Source organism: Microcoleus sp. AS-A8, from assembly GCA_039962225.1.
In the GTDB taxonomy this organism is placed as follows: Bacteria; Cyanobacteriota; Cyanobacteriia; order Cyanobacteriales; family Coleofasciculaceae; genus Allocoleopsis.
Genome location: JAMPKV010000002.1, coordinates 203724 through 220369 on the forward strand (window position 1 = coordinate 203724; position 16646 = coordinate 220369).

Here is a 16646-nt window from a genome sequence, read left to right on the forward strand (position 1 = left end):
AGGCGCGAAATTCCTTAAATTTCCCCAGATTATCGCTCCATCTCAACCAATTCTTCAAATCAAGGCGGGCCATCTAGTGAGGAAGAGGAAAAGTGTTAGCCAGTCTCTCACAGAACATCGTTTCGGGTCTGTCAATCCGAATAAATACTTATGATTCCGGGAGCGCTCAACTCAAGGATAGAGGAATTCCCATGACCGATGAGCGACAATATCACAAGCCCAAACAACCGTTGAGTCAGGCTCTCTCTCCAGCAACGCTGTTTCTATTGAGGTACACAAGAGTTGGTTTAAAAATAGCTTTGCGATTTGAACCCTTCTTGCCCCGAAAGTGGCTAACTTATTTTTGTACAAGCTCCAAGAGGCGAGAAAATGTGTTTTGTTCAATAGATTGATTGCTCAACTGGGACGAATTAACACTCTCTATCGATAGATTGATTCAGGAAATAGCGGATTCTATATTAGTATTGCGTAATATTAAGCAAATTCTTGAGCTACCCATGCCATCGTTGATTTCCAAGTAAAGCCTCTGTCTCTTAACCTTCAATTAAACAGCCATGTCGATTACAGGTCATCTATCAGACTTTTCCTTACCCGAAATTTTTCAGCTGCTCGAAAAAGGGCATAAAACTGGCTTGTTAACGCTTCGGAGTGAACCCGTAGTTCAAGACAAGCCCCAATTTCATTACATCTGGGTGTATCAGGGTCGAATTGTCGCAGCAGCCAATCGACTCGATCATCAGGGTTTAGTTTCGCTGATTGATCAACGCCAGTGGGTTAGCGATCGCGTCTTTGATAAATTAGTTCATTGGTGCTGTCCAATTAATGAACCCTTGGGGTTATACCTCAAAAATCAAGGCGTTTTACAAGCCAAACAACTGAAACGACTATTCCAATTTCAGGTATTGAGCGGCGTGTGCGCTTTGTTTCAATTCAAAGATGCTGAGTTTCGATTTGAGCCAAACGTGCAAATCCCCACGCGAGAAATGACGGGTTTAAGTGTACTGGCTACGGAAGCGGTATTAGTGGGGTTAAGAGTGCTGCGAAACTGGGATGCCTTAGCCGATAAACTACCCGATCCGAATGGAGGTTTGGTCAGTATCCTTGCAGGTCAACCCCAATATCGCTTAGATACTCTAGAGTGGCAAGTTTGGGAATATACCAAAGGCACAATGTCTCTCAGCGCGATCGCACGACAATTGAGACTCCCTGTAGAACAAGTGCAGCAGGTGGCTTTCCGACTCATCACCATCGGTTTAGCAGAAGAAGTGCCATTATTAGTGGGCACCCTACCGACTCAAGAGGAAGAACCTCTACCTGCACAACTCATTGAAGATGACGAAAAACAAAACATCAGTCCTTCCTTTGTGCAAACCTTAGTGGGTTTTTTGCGTAGTAAAGTCACCACGCAACCGAGTCTCAGTAATTGTTAATGGGTAATTGCTAATTGGTAATTGGTAATTTCTAATTGGTAATAGCAAGAACTTTCTCTAAAGACCGAAATATTCAAGAGTATCGCTACCGCTTCTTCCCCAGGAAATTTCTGCTTTTTAAGCAAGTTAATTAGGTCATGGTCAAATTAGCAATAAAAATACCCACTTAAGAAACGGCCACCTGAGTAATTTCCTCAGGACTCAGATGAGAATGTATCACTTCACCGTCACGGAACCAAACGATGCGATTGGTTAAACGCGCCACCTCTGGCTCGTGAGTCACCATCACCACGGTAATACCACTGGTATTGAGTTCGGTGAAGATATCCATAACTTCCTTCGTAGTGCGAGAATCTAAAGCTCCTGTCGGTTCATCCGCTAAGAGTAAGACGGGTTGATTCACAATCGCACGGGCGATCGCTACCCGTTGTTGTTGACCTCCAGAGAGCTGATTCGGTTTATTATTCAGACGGTTTTCTAAGCCTACCCGTGTTAAAGCCGCTGTTGCACGTTCCCGGCGTTCGGCATTAGGTACACCCGCATAAACCATCGGCAGCATGACATTTTCCAGCGCAGTCAATTGAGCCAACAAGTGGAATTGCTGGAAGACAAAACCAATTTTGAGATTCCGAATTTTCGCTAAATCAGAATCAGCGAGTCCAGAGACATCCACCCCATCTAAGTAATAGCGTCCCGAAGTCGGTCGATCAAGACAGCCAATAATATTCATCGCTGTCGATTTACCCGAACCAGAGGCTCCCATAATCGAGCAATACTCTCCTTGCTCCACAATCAGGTTGACGCCGTTGAGAGCACGAACTTCTGTATTGCCGATGCCATAGACTTTGAAGATATCCTCAAGGCGAATAACAACAGGTTTTCTGGGAGAATCGGAAACCTCGGATAGAAAATTAAGTGAGTTTTTCATAATACCTGATACTAATTTTTATGCCTTGAAAGGGCGCTCAGGAAGCTATCCCAATACTGATTGACCGGAGTTGAATGATGAATTCCTTTTGCCTTGTGCCTTCTGCCTTCTGCCTTTTTCTTTTCCTAAGCACTTCTGAGAGCAACAATTGGGTCAAGTTTCGCCGCCCGCCGTGCTGGTACGACGCCAAAGAATAAACCAATGCCACCGGACACACTGACAGACAAAAGAATCGCCACTGGAGAAATTCCCGCTTTCAAGGGACTCACCATCGCCACAATTTGGATGACGCTAATTCCTAGCGCCGTGCCAATGATGCCACCTGCCGCCGAGAGAATCACCGCCTCGATCAGGAATTGAATCAAGATGTCTCGTTCTTGAGCACCAATCGCTTTTCGTAATCCGATTTCCTGGGTACGTTCCGTGACCGAGACTAGCATAATGTTCATCACACCAATACCCCCGACGAGTAGAGAAATTGCCGCGATCGCCGCCAAAAGAACGGTGAGTCCGCCCGTGATTGTGCCAACAATTGTGAGAACATCTTTCTGAGTTCTCACGGTAAAATCATCTTCATCGGTGATTTTGTGCCGCAGCCGCAGCAAATTCTCAATTTGAAACTGAGCCGCCCCGATGCTATCTTGATTTTTGGCAGTGGCGGAGATGAACGTTAGCTCTAATCCGTAGGGAGACGTCCGTCCCACGATTCGATTCGCCATTGTGGTTAGGGGGATAAAGGCGGTGTCATCCTGATTGTCTCCAAGAACAGCCCCTTTCGCCTCCATTACCCCAATCACCAAAAACGAGGCATTTTTAATCCGCATTCTCTGACCAATTGGGTCAGTATTTCCAAATAGTTTCTCCGCCAAGTCAGCGCCCAACGCTACAACTTGGTTATTCCGTTCTAAGTCTAAATTTGTGATAAACCGACCCCTAGCTACATCAAAGCTCCTGACACCGAGGAAGTCAGGTGTAGTACCCGTAATGCTAGTGTTGGTGTTTCTGTTGCGGTAGGTGACTAAGAGTCTAGAGTTAATCTGAGGAGCAACATCTTTAACGGAAGGGACTTGAGCTGCGATCGCCTTGGCATCGGCTAGTACCAGTGTCTTTGGCAGGTTCAGCGTCCTGCCCCGCGTTTCTTGAGAACCGGGCACAATAAACAGAAGATTAGGGCCGAGAGCCTCAAATTGTTCAGAGGCTAACCGCTGGGCACCTTGCCCAATCCCCACCATCGCAATCACTGATGCATTGCCAATAATAATGCCCAACATTGTTAAGCTACTACGCAGTTTGTTAGCTACTAGCGTAGTTCCTGCCATTTTTATACTTTCTATTAAATCCATATTTTAATAAAAGGGAGTGTGAAGTTATTAATCAGTTATCTATTTCACTTACTATTGAGGTTAATTAGTTTTTTTTACGAACCACAGAGGCATAGAGTTCACTGAGAAGAGAATAAGAGTAGAAAAGGGATTATAGATGTGGAGTTGGTATTAGTTCTCGATCATTAGTTCTTAGTCTTAACGAATCCTGAACACTAATAACTAAAAAGAAATGATTAATGACTAATGACGTATTGATTTTTTATTTTATTTATTCTTCTTCTGCCTAAATTCTTCGGGTGGTGCGATAAACACCCGTTCACCTTGTCTTAATCCCTCCAGAATCTGATATTTGTTTTCAATCTCTTGCCCAGTCGTCACAGGTTTAAACTTGGGTTTATTCTCTGCATCAGGCACCAAGACACCCCTTTCGCCCCCCTTTTGAGTGACGATAGCGACGGAAGGAATCACTAGGGCATTGTTGACACGTTCACCCAGAAAGGTGAGTTTAACATTCATACCTGAGCGTAGCTCTTGTTGACCCGTTAAAAGCGCCACCCGCACCTCAAAAGAGGTGACATTTTGATCGATCACCGCTTCCGGTGCTACACGTTGTACGCTACCTTTAAAGACTTTGCCAGGAAAGGCGTCTGCCTCAAACTCCACCTGCTGTCCGGGTTTAACTTGTCCGACATCAACCTCTGGAACATTAGCGCGGATTTCCAGCCCTTTAGCCAGTGCCACAATTGAAGTTGAGGTTGCCGAAGCGGTACTGGACGCTGACGTGGTTGGGGTAACAAACGCTCCTTCGGTTGCGTATTTTTGCGTCACAATTCCCGAAAAGGGCGCACGAATAACCGTATCTTGCAGTTGGACTTGTACAGACATTACCTCCGCTTTCGCCGCATCCACCGTCGCTTTAAGTTGAGAAATTTCCTGGGGACGTTTACCGTTTTGCAACTGCTCTAAATTAAATCGTGATTCGGCTACAGCCGCCTCCAGTTGGTCAATTTCTGGCCTCTTAGTGTTTTGCTGCTGCTCTAAACGTCGTTGTGCTTCTTGTAGGTTGGCTTGGGCATTGCGCTCTTCGGTTAAGGCTTCATCCCGCCTGTCTAGGGACACAGCGCCTTGTGAGGCTAAATTGCGATAGCGATCAGCTCTCAGTTTAGCCAGCGCTAAGCGTGATTGGGCGGCTTCGATTTGTGATCGGACTTGCTCAATTTCTTGGGGATTGCCACCACGCGCCGCCTCTAAACGCGCTTGAGCTTGCAACAGACGGGCTTTGGCTTGGTTAATTTCTTCTGGACGACTCCCCGCCTGTGCCTCGGCTAAAGTGGCTTGTGCTTTATTGAGGTTAGCTTGAGCTTGAGCTAATCGTGCCTGCAATTCGGCATTTTCCATCAGCGCGATTTGTTGCCCTGCTTGGATGCGATCGCCCTGTTCGACCAACAACTTTGCCACACGACCAGACGTTTTGGGGCTAAGGTTTACATTTTGAATCGGTACCACAGTACCGCTGACATCGGTGATACGCAGCGTAATATTTTCGGATTGCACGGGTACTGTCAGTTTATTCAGGTCGATTTTAGGTTTCCTAGCCTCAAGAGCAAAGTGAGTTGCACCGCCCACGCCTAAAATGCCGACGGTTACTAGCCCGATGAGCCAAGGGGGAGGTTGTTTGACTTTACCGATTAGTGGCAGTTCCATGTAATGATGTTTTCCCATCCAGCTGTAAAGAGAAACAGGTTGTTAGAAGGTTGGGCGTCTCATCGGCTTGGCTCTACTCGCTAGAATCCCCTTGAATTAGAAAGACAGCACTCCCTGGTGAGTTAGACGTTCACCCTATGCGACTTGCCACTCAACTTTACCTTTCTTTATACTATCGGTCTGAATTCAACCCTTGGGCTACTCTGATTACTCCCTGGCGGTACGGAATTCCGAAGCAACAAGCTCTGCTTGAGCTAGCGCCTAAAACTTCACAATACTTTTCAATTGAGATCAGGGGTGTATGAAGCCCAAAAAAGGTTAAGATGATAAGTTTTAGTGTCTCTTATGACCATAGCTTGGCGGCTTCAAATGGGTTGGTGCTTCCTCCAGTTGGCTCATCCCATCGGGTGAAGTAGCCTCAGCGAGCCGGACTCTACCGGTATGGAGAATAAAAGGGTTGCGCTGGCACTGGCGTATGGCGGCAAGCCGAGTGATTTCTCTGGACTCATCTGGCACAAAAATTGTGACGGGTTCTCTGTGGGTGTCTCATCGATCAATCTCTGGGCGTCACCCCGTCTGTGTGTCTATCCGCCGCTCAAAATCAGTTGGGTAATTCACATTGTCATTATTCATTTTTCTCTCCCCCTCCCGCACTCCCACTCTTCCCCATCCTCGTATGAACTCCGGCTCCACTCCCACATGGGGTTAGGCCAAATTTTTGGTTAAGATTTCAGCAACAATCCCATCGATTATGCGCTAATTTAGCTCTTAGATTCCTTCCTTGTTGTCTTTAGAGGCTGCACCGTGCCCAAGTATATTCCTTTAATTTCTATTTTTGTTCTCCTGGGTTTCCTGAGTGCACAAGCACCAGTTGCTGGACAGGCACTTGTGCCCTATACCCTTCAGCTGGATTCAAAGCAACTAGAGCAGCAGGGCTTGAACCTAGCTCAGGATGCGGTTCAGTTGGTACGCTTCCAGCAATATGAACTGGCTTTGCCGAGAGCGGAGTTGGCGACTCAACTGGCTCCCAAAGCGTTTCAAACCTGGTTTATTTTGGGGAGTTTGTATGTTCAGACGAAAGAGTTAGAGCAGGGGATTACGGCTTTAGAACGGGCTAAATCCTTAGACCCTAAAGAAGCAGGAATTTACTTTACTCTGGGGTCAGCGCGTTTTCAAAAAGCCGAATATCCCAAAGCGGTGGCTGAGTTGGAAGCTGGGTTGAAAATTAAACCCAATGTTCCAGAAGCCCTGTTTGACTTAGGCAATGCTTACTATATGCTCAAAGCCTATCCCAAGGCGATCGCTCAGTATGAAAAAGCCGTTGCCCAAGAAAAGAAATTCTGGCCTGCTATCAACAACATTGGTCTAGTGAAGTACGAACAGGGTGATATTCGGGGCGCTCTGGAAAAATGGCAAGCGGCGATCGCCATTGACAATGAAGCCGCAGAACCTCAACTAGCCGCTGCTGTTGCGATGTATGCTCAGGGAGAGCAGGAAAAAGCCCTGGCGCTGGGAGAAGCGGCTATTCGCATAGATAGTCGCTATGCTGACTTAGATTTTCTCAAGGAGAATCTTTGGGGTGAGCGTCTGCTCACTGAAACACAGAAGTTTCTGGCAAACCCCAAAATACAAGCCAGTATTGGTCAAAGTCAAGCGTCGCCTGCACAAATGGAAAGTGGCCCTCGGTAGAGTCACCCTTGGTCAGCTCACTCAAGGAGCTTTCTGTATGAATCCGCTCAGAGTTTCTAGCTCTCGCTCCGATGCTCTGGCTGAGGTCTAGACCTTTTGCTCACACAAGGGGTGGCATCCCCAAGCAATGACTGGCCTCATTCGGAACACATCTTGCCGAAATGGTCATTAAATAGTACATATGTACTTAAGCAGTGTCCCACTCAGCCGCAACATAAATGAAAATCGAGAGGAGGAAGACAACTCGAACGGATTAAAGTAAGCGTAAGGAGACAGCAGTATTAGGTCTCTTTGGGGAGCAGAGCCATGATCTGATCCACAAATTGTTGATGGTCAACAACCGGCTTGGAGATGTAGCCATCAGCACCACTCTGCTTGAGGAAGTTTTCGCGATCGCCCTCCATAGCGTGAGCCGTAACCAAAATAATCGGTAGATTGGACGTTTGAGCATCAGCTTTGAGCATCTGCGTAATCTTAATACCGTCTACAGCCTTACCTCGGTAAACACTGTGGGATAGGGAAACATCCATCAGGATAATGTCCGCTGCTCCACTTTGTGCAATTTGCATCACCTCTTCCACATCTTCGGTATGCTTGACATCTAAGCCGCCCCGCTTGCTGAGAATCTTAGAAAAAACACGAGCATTAATGGGATCGTCTTCTACAATCAGAACGGTTTTCATGGGCGTTGCCTTGCTGAAAGTCGTCGTTTTTGAATGTGCGATTTGATAATAAGTCTGACAGGGACTTTGTCATGTTGCCATCCTGGCAGGCACTCCGTCATCACTTAGTGGTCAGAAATTAGGGAACTTTAACTCATGGCAAAACAGCTCAATTTACTTGCGACCGGTCAGGTCATCCCCACAGCTTTACATGCGGAGATGCAACGGTCTTATCTTGAATATGCCATGAGTGTGATTGTGGGACGGGCACTCCCCGACGTTCGGGACGGTCTCAAACCCGTTCATCGGCGGATTTTATATGCGATGCACGAATTAGGTTTAACACCAGATCGACCGTATCGCAAGTGCGCCCGTGTGGTGGGAGACGTTTTAGGCAAATATCACCCCCACGGTGACCAAGCCGTTTACGATGCGCTGGTGCGCCTCGTACAAGACTTTTCTTCTCGCTATCCACTGCTGGCGGGTCATGGCAACTTTGGTTCGGTGGACAATGACCCACCCGCCGCCATGCGTTATACCGAAACACGGTTGTCTTCGCTGGGTAATGAAGCACTCCTTTCCGAGATTGGTGAGGCAACTGTTGATTTTATCCCCAACTTCGATAGCTCTCAGCAAGAGCCAGTGGTGCTACCGGCTCAGTTGCCGGTATTACTGCTCAATGGTTGCTCTGGCATCGCCGTGGGGATGGCAACGAATATCCCTCCTCACAACTTGGGAGAGGTGGTAGATGGTTTGATTGCCTTAATTGACCATCCCAATTTATCTGACGAAAAATTATGGGAATTGATTCCAGGGCCGGATTTTCCCACCGGGGGGGAAATTGTCGAAAGCGGGGGCATTCGGGAGGCTTACAGTATCGGTCGGGGTAGCATTCCCGTGCGCGGGATCGTGCAACTAGAGGAAATTGCTGCGGGGCGAGGACGGCGTCAACAACGGCGAACCGCGATTGTCGTGACTGAACTCCCTTATCAGGTGAATAAGGCCGGTTGGATTGAGAAAGTGGCTGAACTGGTCAACCACGGGCGCATGGAAGGCATTGCGGACTTGCGGGATGAAAGCGATCGCTCCGGGATGCGCGTGGTGATTGAACTCAAACGAGACACCAATGCTCACCATGTCCTCAAGCAGTTGTACCAGCAAACCGCACTGCAAACGACCTTTGGCGCGATTATGCTGGCTTTAGTGGATAGACAACCCCGTCAGCTCAATTTACGCGAGTTATTAGAAGAATTTTTACAATTTAGAGAGCAGACGCTGACCCGGCAATATACCTATGAGCTAGAAGAAAACGAAACACGCCTTCACCTAGTTGATGGGTTAATTATTTGTCTGCAAGCCCTAGACGCCGTCATTGATATCCTCAGAAGCGCCCCAGATGGCACAACGGCAAAAACTTCTCTACAAAATCAGTTAAACATCAGTGAGGCTCAAGCCGATGCGATTTTATCCATGCCCATGCGACGGCTTACGGGTTTAGAACGGCAAAAATTACAGACAGAATTTGCAGAACTCACCGCCCGAATTGAGCAGTTGCGGCGATTACTCAGCGATCGTAACGAGTTGCTTAAAACCTTGAAGAAAGATTTGCGATCGCTCAAACGCAAATACGCCGATCCCCGCCGGACTAAAATTATCACCCAAGACGTGAAAGCCAAGGTGCAAGACGTTACTCCTCAGCTGTCACCCGCCAAGAGTAAAAAGTCAGAAGTTAAGAATCAAACCTCACCCGACAAAAGTCCCGCCTCAGAACCCGGAAATCAGGAGAAGGGAAACCGCAGGAAGCAGAAAAACTCCAACCCACCCACACTTCCCCTTCCTGAGCTTGTCGTTGAAGAAGAAGAAACCGTTTTAGAATTTACCCATCACGGGTGTGTACTGCGACAGCGTCCCTCAACGGCCTCAAAATCCAGCCAGTCCATGAAAAGAGGGAATGACTTTGTGGTTGAGTCTCTAACCACCGTCACACAGGCAGAATTAGTCGTAATCACGAGTGGTGGTAAAGCCTATCCCATCAAAGTGCGGGATATTCCACCCGCCGCAGGACTCCAGGCGGGAACTCCTTTGGTGAAATTGTTACCGGATGCGGTGCAATCTGAAACAGTCGTCGCTCACTATATCCTGCCGGATGATCCGGGTACCCTCTCCTTAATTTTGCTCACTCAGCAGGGGCGAATTAAGCGCTTACCCGCTTCTGAGTTGATGAACCTCACGGCACGGGGTACAACACCGATCAAGCTCAAGGATGACGATCAACTGCAATACGTGAGTCTGGCTCAACCGGGTGAGCAACTCGCCCTGGCAACGAGCAATGGACGGATTTTGCGTTTCGAGGTGAATGATGCTCAGTTACCCTTGATGGGGCGCAGTGCTCAAGGAAATCAAGCCTTGCGCTTGCAACGTCGAGAGCGGTTGGTGGGTTGTGTGACGCTGTCTGCCAAAGAAAACCTTTTACTGGTTTCTGAGCAAGGTTACGGAAAGCGCGTGCCCGTAGGTCTATTCCGGCTGGTCAATCGGGGCGAACTTGGGACTCAGGCTCTACAATTTAAGACGGCGACAGATAGTTTAGTGGCGATGAGCAAAGCTTCGTCTGAGTCTGAAGTCATGCTGGTGACGAGTGGTGAGCGGACGGTATCTTTACAGATGGAGTCCGTCAAAATATTGGGTAAAGATGGAACCGGCGATCGCATTGCTAAACTCAAGGCGGAAGAAAAAATTCTTTCGGTGAGTGTTTTAGCCCCATAACTCTCGTCATGGCGGTTCGCTGATTATGAGCGGACTTAAAGCCAGCCACTGCAACTTTCGCCAAGCCAATCTGGAGGACTTGATGAACCCCACCCCTGAAACCGATTTCCCCAATCGCCTCCTACCTCAGGCTGTGGCTCTTGTGGAAAAGGCGACGGGTGGAACGAGCGAACCCAAGGTGGTTGAGGCGCTAATCGCCGCCTTTATCCTGCTGGAAGAGAGTTCCCAGACTGACTCCCCCATCGTTGCCCTGGAACAGGATGTGCGTACAGACACGGGAACGTATCATTTGTTTATCCGACGCCTCAGTACGAGTGTTCCGGCGGGGAAGTTCCAGATTTTGATTACCCGTGAACTGGCATCCGGCTTAATTTATTAGGTTCCGCCCAGAGTCCCACGCCCCAGACCCCAGACCCCTATTTTCAAGACAGATCTAAAGTATTTCTCAATGTTTCGATGAGATAAAATCCCTTCCCTAATCGCAGTAGGATGAAATCAGGTAAAGCGCTAACCCACTGCTACTCTACGGAAATTAAGAGCGCACTTCATCTATTGAATTCACCTGAAGTAGGTAATTAGACGGCTGTTGCAATCACCTCAGCGACAGGGAAGAATAACTGAATACGGGAATGGGAATCGATCGTGGCGCAGGTTGTTCTAGAAAATATCTATAAAAGTTTTTCAGGTCGTAAGGGAGAGCGAACCGTCACACCAGTAACAGCAGAACCTCTGCTCTCGCCGGTGGATGAAGCCCCTTTGGTTGCGGTTGACAAGTCTTCCCCTAGGGAGAATTCTACTGCACAAAAATCGAGCAATGTCAATGTATTGCGGCGCATCAACCTAACGGTAAACGATGGCGAGTTTATGGTACTTGTTGGCCCTTCGGGTTGCGGCAAAAGTACCTTGCTGCGATTGATTGCGGGGTTGGAGCAAATGACGGGCGGCAATATCTGGGTGAACGATCGCTTAGTCAACGACCTCCCCCCCAAGGAACGAGACATTGCGATGGTGTTTCAGAACTATGCCCTATATCCCCATTTAACAGTCTATGACAACATTGCTTTTGGGCTACGACGCACGAAAAGGCTAAGTCCAGAATCCGACATTGGAAGTGGGGAAGAGCCATCTGAACAGGAGATTCCCCAGTGGGTTGAGGATTTCTTCGTGGCAATGACGCGATCGCTTCCCAAAGGACTCCGCTATTTTTCTGACAAGGAGAAAGCCGTTGATGAACAAGTCCGCCGCGTGGCGCAGTTGTTACAAATCGAGCCATTGCTGCACCGACTGCCCAAGCATTTATCTGGGGGACAACGGCAACGGGTGGCACTAGGACGGGCAATTTCTCGCAATCCTCAAGTGTTTTTGATGGATGAACCCCTCTCCAACTTAGATGCCAAACTCCGGGCGGAAACTCGCAGCCAAATTGTTAAACTTCAGCGGCAATTGGGAACAACCACAATCTATGTTACCCACGATCAAACCGAAGCGATGACAATGGGCGATCGCATCGCTGTGATGAACCAGGGACAAATCCAACAACTTGCTCCCCCACTGGAACTTTATAACCACCCCGCCAATCAGTTCGTGGCTGAATTCATCGGTTCTCCGCCGATGAACTTTCTCTCAGTCCAGATTAAAGCGCCGCTGTTAATTACCCATCCTCAGTTCCGTCTTACTCTCCCAGAAGTCTGGGCACCGGTTCTGAAAAAGTATGACGGACGTTCCCTCACTTTAGGCATTCGTCCAGAACATCTCAGCGTTAGTGTGCCTGCCCCCAAAAACCTACCCGTGAAAGTTGAGTTGGTAGAAGCGCTGGGGAACGACACCTATTTAACCGTGTCGCTAGCGCAGGCATCTCCTTTACAAGTGAGAACGGCACCCGATCAACTCGTTCAAATGGGCGATCAACTTTGGCTATCAATGGTAGTTGATAAGATTCATTTTTTTGACCCCCAAACAGGCTTGGCAGTTCGACCTAATTCATGAGAACCTCCCTTTCTTCCCTCTGTGCCGTCTGTGCCTGTGTGGTTCGTTAAAAAAATCAAAACTCACAAATGATTTACGATTGCTAGAAAAGTCAAAACTCAAAAAAGGGATAATGAGCTTTCACCCTCAACGTTGGTTCCCTTTAACACTACTGAGGATTTGCTTCGCAGCATCAATGCCGGAGATCGCAGCCCCTTCCATGAAACCCTGCCAGTCATAGAATGAGTTAGCATGTTCGCCCGCAAAGTAGAGATTGCCAACGGGCTTGCCTTCATTATTGGCGATCATAGTAAAATAACCAGGTTGGTTACAGGTGTAACTTCCCTTCACCAAAGGGTTGGAAGGCCAATGCTCCAAATGGGCTACCACCTGATTGCCATTACGCCTTGCGGCGGCTGATGCACCGGGAAAGATGCGGTTGAGGTCGTTGAGAAAGTCACTCGTCTCCTGCTGAACCTGGTTAGGATTAAGCCCTGCACCCAAGTTGCCGCTTATGTAATCAGTCAATACAGCTCGATTGCTATTAGCATTGCTGGGGTTAGTTTCCCAAGTGCTTTGCAGGTGTGGCAAGTCGGCGTAGGACGAACCATTACTACCTAGGGCTGCCCACGGACGACTAGTAAAGCCAACCATTAGCTTGGCGTTGGTTCCGTAGACTAGATTGTTGATGGCAAAGCGCTTTTCGGCAGGCAGTTCGAGGCTGGCATGTAGATCAACTTCCCGCAGAGTTGAGAAGGGAATGGCAAAGACAACGGCGTCAAACTTTCCGCTAGAACCATCATTAAACGTCAGCTCAACTTTGCCTGCACTGTCCTTGCGGGCGGCTACCAGCTTTTTCCCCACCTGAATTTGCCCTTGAAGTCGGCTGCGTAAGCCTTCAACAATTTGCTGGTTACCTCCGATAACGTGATAGCGTTCGTCGCTAAACACGCCAAACGGTCTAAATTTCGATCGCTTATCCGCATGGATAAATAGGAGAAAATTGAGGCAGCTTTGACGATCAATTTCTAAGCCGTATTCCCCAAGGTAGGCCGATTTAATTACAGCCTTAATCAGATTTCCCGCCCCACGAGTATCCAGGTATTGTTGGAGAGTGGTCAAGTCGAGTTTGCGGTCAGCTTCAGTATAGTTGTCGGCTGTGGGTTCTACAGAAAGCGATCGCAAGTCATCCCGCATAGCAGCAACAAACTTGCGGAATTCATCAACAACCACTGACTCTGTATAGCGTTGACCATTAAAGTAGTAAAAAACTTCCCCTGGTTGCTTGGACAAATCCTCTACATCCAGTTTGAACTCCCGCACGTATCCCAACAAAGTCTTGTGCAGGTTATCGATAAACTCTCCCCCTCGCTCAACAACCTGGCTGGGAAACGTAACACTTCCTGGGAAGGCACCACCCAGGGAGTAGCAGCGCCCACCCAATCGGTTGCTGGCTTCGTAGAGAGTCGCATTAATTCCCTTCTGCTTGAGTTCGTAACCACAAGCTAGCCCTGCCAATCCCGCCCCCACAATGGCTACATTCATAGCCACAGGTGCTGGTGCAGCCAGAGTGGGATGCACCCGTCCGGAAGCTACGCCCAGTGTCGTACCCACTACCGCTAGCTTACCCATATCCACTAGAAATTCCCGTCTGCTTCGGCGTCGTGCTGACTTTATGGCTTCTAGGGCTGCTATGCGCTCCATCCCCTCGCTGGTGGAGATGTTGTGCTTTTGGCAGTAGCGGGCAATCCACAGGGTATGTGCCAAGTTGCGGAAGGGCAGCGAACGACTCATAACTTTCTGTGTTCCAGTAAGAATTAGTGCTGAGGGCAAAGAATGATTGAGCGCTAAAACCCTGCACCTTAACACTCACCTGAGTTCGACGTAAGAGGCTTCTTAACGAAAGAATAAGGGCTTCAGGCTCTGGTTCGTTACAGAAAATCCAAGCTTCCAGCTTAGATCAAACTCAGGTTAATACTCATTGTCCTTCTAAAGAGTTAGTTGCAAAATCCCAAAGCTTCTGACCTCCGAGGGAGAACGTTCACCTGAGCTTTTGTTAACTTTATTAAAGTAAGCTTGACTAAAGCAACAAAGTATTTAAGTACACCGATTAACAATCATGCAACAATCAAACACTCCTCCAATCACCAATCCTGAAGAGCGCAATGCTTGGAAGTCTGGTTTTACACCTCAAGCGGAAATCTGGAATGGTCGCCTCGCGATGATTGGCTTTGTCGCTGCGTTGTTGACTGAGCTATTAGCGAACCAAGGTGTACTGCACTTCTGGGGCTTAATGTAAGTCCTTAACACTAACAATTTTCACTCAAAAAGTTAACAAAAGGAAAATCAACCATGACTAAAACACCAAACGCACCAATTACAAACCCCGAAGACCGTAACGCTGTCAAGTTCGGCTTCACTCCTCAAGCAGAAATTTGGAATGGACGCTTGGCAATGCTTGGTTTTGTCATTGCCATAGCAATTGAATTGTTCTCAAATCAAGGTGTTCTACACTTTTGGGGACTCCAATAGGTAAATGTATTGCCCCATTAATCTAATAGGAGAAACCTAGGAGCTTTTTTAAGACCTCCTAGGTTTTTTCGGTGTTGTGTGTTGCGTCTCCTACACTAGAGTAGAAAACTGTTGCGATAAGACAGCAAACAAAACGCCTATGACCACTGCTGCACCGGTTAAAACTCAGTATGAAGCAATTATTGGTCTAGAAACCCATTGTCAACTGAGTACCCAAACCAAAATTTTCTCTTCTTCCTCTACAGAATTCGGTGGGACTCCGAATACAAACATCGATCCAATTTGTTTGGGACTGCCTGGAGTATTGCCCGTCCTGAATCAAAAGGTACTGGAGTACGCTGTAAAAGCAGGTTTAGCCCTGAATAGCCAGATTGCCCCCTACAGTAAGTTTGACCGGAAACAGTATTTTTATCCTGATCTGCCCAAAAATTACCAGATTTCTCAATTCGACTTACCGATTGCCGAACGCGGCTGGCTGGAAATTGAACTCCCTGATGAGGCGGGTAACCCCATTCGCAAAAGGATTGGTATCACTCGTCTTCACATGGAGGAAGATGCGGGAAAATTGGTTCACGCGGGGAGTGACAGGCTTTCCGGTTCCACTTACTCCCTCGTCGATTACAACCGTGCAGGTATAGCCCTGATCGAAATTGTCTCAGAACCCGATATGCGTTCTGGGCAAGAAGCGGCAGAATATGCTCAGGAACTGCGCCGGATTATGCGCTACATCGGTGTCAGCGACGGGAATATGCAAGAAGGTTCGCTGCGCTGCGATGTGAATATTTCCGTGCGCCCCGTGGGACAGGAGGAGTTTGGCACCAAAGTCGAAATCAAAAATATGAACTCCTTCAACGCCATCCAAAAGGCGATCGAGTACGAAATTGAGCGGCAAATCGCGGCGGTTGAAGCGGGAGAGCGCATTATTCAAGAAACTCGCCTGTGGGAAGAAGGCAGCCAGCGCACGATTAGTATGCGGGTAAAGGAAGGCTCCAGCGATTATCGCTACTTCCCCGAACCCGATTTACCTCCAATTGAGGTATCTAAAGAGCAACTAGAGCAATGGGGTAGTGAACTCCCCGAACTTCCTGCTCAGAAACGGCATCGTTATGAAAGCGAACTGGGGCTTTCTGCCTATGATGCTCGCGTGCTAACGGACGATCGCCAAGTGGCAGAGTATTTTGAAGCGGCTGTTGCTACGGGCGCTAATGCTAAACAAACGGCTAACTGGGTGATGGGAGACATTGCGGCTTATCTCAATACAGAGAAAGTGGCGATCGCAGAAATTGCCCTCAAGCCAACGACCCTTGCAGAACTGATCAACTTGATTGAAGACGGCACCATTAGCGGTAAGATTGCCAAAGACATTTTACCTGAACTGCTCTCTCAAGGGGGTTCGGCTAAAGAATTGGTGGAGCGTAAGGGTCTGATCCAAATCTCTGACTCTAGTCAACTCGAAGCCATTATCGATGAAGTGATTGCGGCTAATCCCAAGGAGCTAGAACAATATCGCAATGGCAAAACCAAGCTCCAAGGCTTCTTTGTCGGGCAAGTTATGAAGCAAACCAGTGGGCGGGCTGATCCTAAGCTGACTAACCAAATCTTGAGTAAGAAGCTCAATGGCTAAGCAGTGGCGATTCCTCTACGTTCA

14 protein-coding genes are annotated in these 16646 nt (G+C 48.1%); 9 read left to right on the top strand and 5 right to left on the bottom strand.

Going from position 1 to position 16646, the window contains the following annotated elements:
* The first annotated feature begins 554 nt into the window (after nucleotides 1-554).
* On the top strand, nucleotides 555-1430 hold the full coding sequence (locus NDI48_04040; protein ID MEP0830374.1) for a DUF4388 domain-containing protein: 876 nt from the start codon (nucleotides 555-557) through the stop codon (nucleotides 1428-1430).
* Nucleotides 1431-1596: 166 nt separating this feature from the next.
* Here the strand turns inward: NDI48_04040 and NDI48_04045 are convergent, their stop codons facing one another.
* From NDI48_04045 to NDI48_04055, 3 genes are all read right to left on the bottom strand, one after another.
* On the bottom strand, nucleotides 1597-2358 hold the full coding sequence (locus tag NDI48_04045) for an ABC transporter ATP-binding protein (protein ID MEP0830375.1): 762 nt from the start codon (nucleotides 2356-2358) through the stop codon (nucleotides 1597-1599).
* A gap of 125 nt (nucleotides 2359-2483) precedes the next feature.
* Nucleotides 2484-3701 carry an ABC transporter permease gene (locus NDI48_04050; protein ID MEP0830376.1) on the bottom strand — a complete coding sequence of 406 codons (1218 nt, stop codon included), beginning with the start codon at nucleotides 3699-3701 and terminating at the stop codon, nucleotides 2484-2486.
* Nucleotides 3702-3947: 246 nt separating this feature from the next.
* The gene (locus NDI48_04055) at nucleotides 3948-5405 is read right to left on the bottom strand and encodes an efflux RND transporter periplasmic adaptor subunit (GenBank protein MEP0830377.1); all 1458 of its coding nucleotides are present in this window, start codon (nucleotides 5403-5405) and stop codon (nucleotides 3948-3950) included.
* Between the two features lie 423 nt (nucleotides 5406-5828).
* Between NDI48_04055 and NDI48_04060 the strand changes: the two genes are divergently transcribed.
* A complete protein-coding gene (locus tag NDI48_04060; GenBank protein MEP0830378.1) occupies nucleotides 5829-6113 on the top strand; it encodes a hypothetical protein in 285 nt (94 codons plus the stop codon).
* A gap of 78 nt (nucleotides 6114-6191) precedes the next feature.
* Complete coding sequence (locus tag NDI48_04065; protein ID MEP0830379.1) at nucleotides 6192-7076, top strand: tetratricopeptide repeat protein; 885 nt, start codon at nucleotides 6192-6194, stop codon at nucleotides 7074-7076.
* 281 nt (nucleotides 7077-7357) lie between these two features.
* On the opposite strand, the gene NDI48_04070 is transcribed toward NDI48_04065, so the two are convergent.
* Nucleotides 7358-7759, bottom strand: coding sequence for a response regulator (locus tag NDI48_04070; GenBank protein MEP0830380.1), 402 nt, complete (start codon nucleotides 7757-7759; stop codon nucleotides 7358-7360).
* Between the two features lie 135 nt (nucleotides 7760-7894).
* Here NDI48_04070 and NDI48_04075 point away from each other — a divergent pair, with 135 nt between their 5' ends.
* The 3 genes from NDI48_04075 (at nucleotide 7895) to NDI48_04085 (ending at nucleotide 12487) form a co-directional block, all read left to right on the top strand.
* Nucleotides 7895-10501, top strand: a complete 2607-nt coding sequence (locus NDI48_04075; protein ID MEP0830381.1) for a DNA topoisomerase 4 subunit A — start codon at nucleotides 7895-7897, stop codon at nucleotides 10499-10501.
* Between the two features lie 25 nt (nucleotides 10502-10526).
* On the top strand, nucleotides 10527-10880 hold the full coding sequence (locus tag NDI48_04080) for a hypothetical protein (GenBank protein ID MEP0830382.1): 354 nt from the start codon (nucleotides 10527-10529) through the stop codon (nucleotides 10878-10880).
* 446 nt (nucleotides 10881-11326) lie between these two features.
* Nucleotides 11327-12487 (top strand): ATP-binding cassette domain-containing protein, encoded by a 1161-nt coding sequence (locus NDI48_04085; GenBank protein ID MEP0830383.1) that lies wholly within the window; start codon nucleotides 11327-11329, stop codon nucleotides 12485-12487.
* A 126-nt stretch (nucleotides 12488-12613) separates the two neighbouring features.
* Here the strand turns inward: NDI48_04085 and NDI48_04090 are convergent, their stop codons facing one another.
* Entirely contained in the window at nucleotides 12614-14260 is a 1647-nt protein-coding gene (locus tag NDI48_04090) for an FAD-dependent oxidoreductase (protein MEP0830384.1), read from the bottom strand.
* Between the two features lie 325 nt (nucleotides 14261-14585).
* Here NDI48_04090 and NDI48_04095 point away from each other — a divergent pair, with 325 nt between their 5' ends.
* The 3 genes from NDI48_04095 to gatB all read left to right on the top strand — a co-directional run bounded on the left by NDI48_04095 (nucleotide 14586) and on the right by gatB (nucleotide 16622).
* Nucleotides 14586-14765, top strand: a complete 180-nt coding sequence (locus NDI48_04095; GenBank protein ID MEP0830385.1) for a chlorophyll a/b-binding protein — start codon at nucleotides 14586-14588, stop codon at nucleotides 14763-14765.
* A gap of 53 nt (nucleotides 14766-14818) precedes the next feature.
* Nucleotides 14819-14998, top strand: coding sequence for a chlorophyll a/b-binding protein (locus NDI48_04100; GenBank protein ID MEP0830386.1), 180 nt, complete (start codon nucleotides 14819-14821; stop codon nucleotides 14996-14998).
* A gap of 139 nt (nucleotides 14999-15137) precedes the next feature.
* Nucleotides 15138-16622, top strand: a complete 1485-nt coding sequence (gene gatB, locus NDI48_04105; GenBank protein ID MEP0830387.1) for an Asp-tRNA(Asn)/Glu-tRNA(Gln) amidotransferase subunit GatB — start codon at nucleotides 15138-15140, stop codon at nucleotides 16620-16622.
* The last annotated feature ends 24 nt before the right edge of the window (nucleotides 16623-16646 follow it).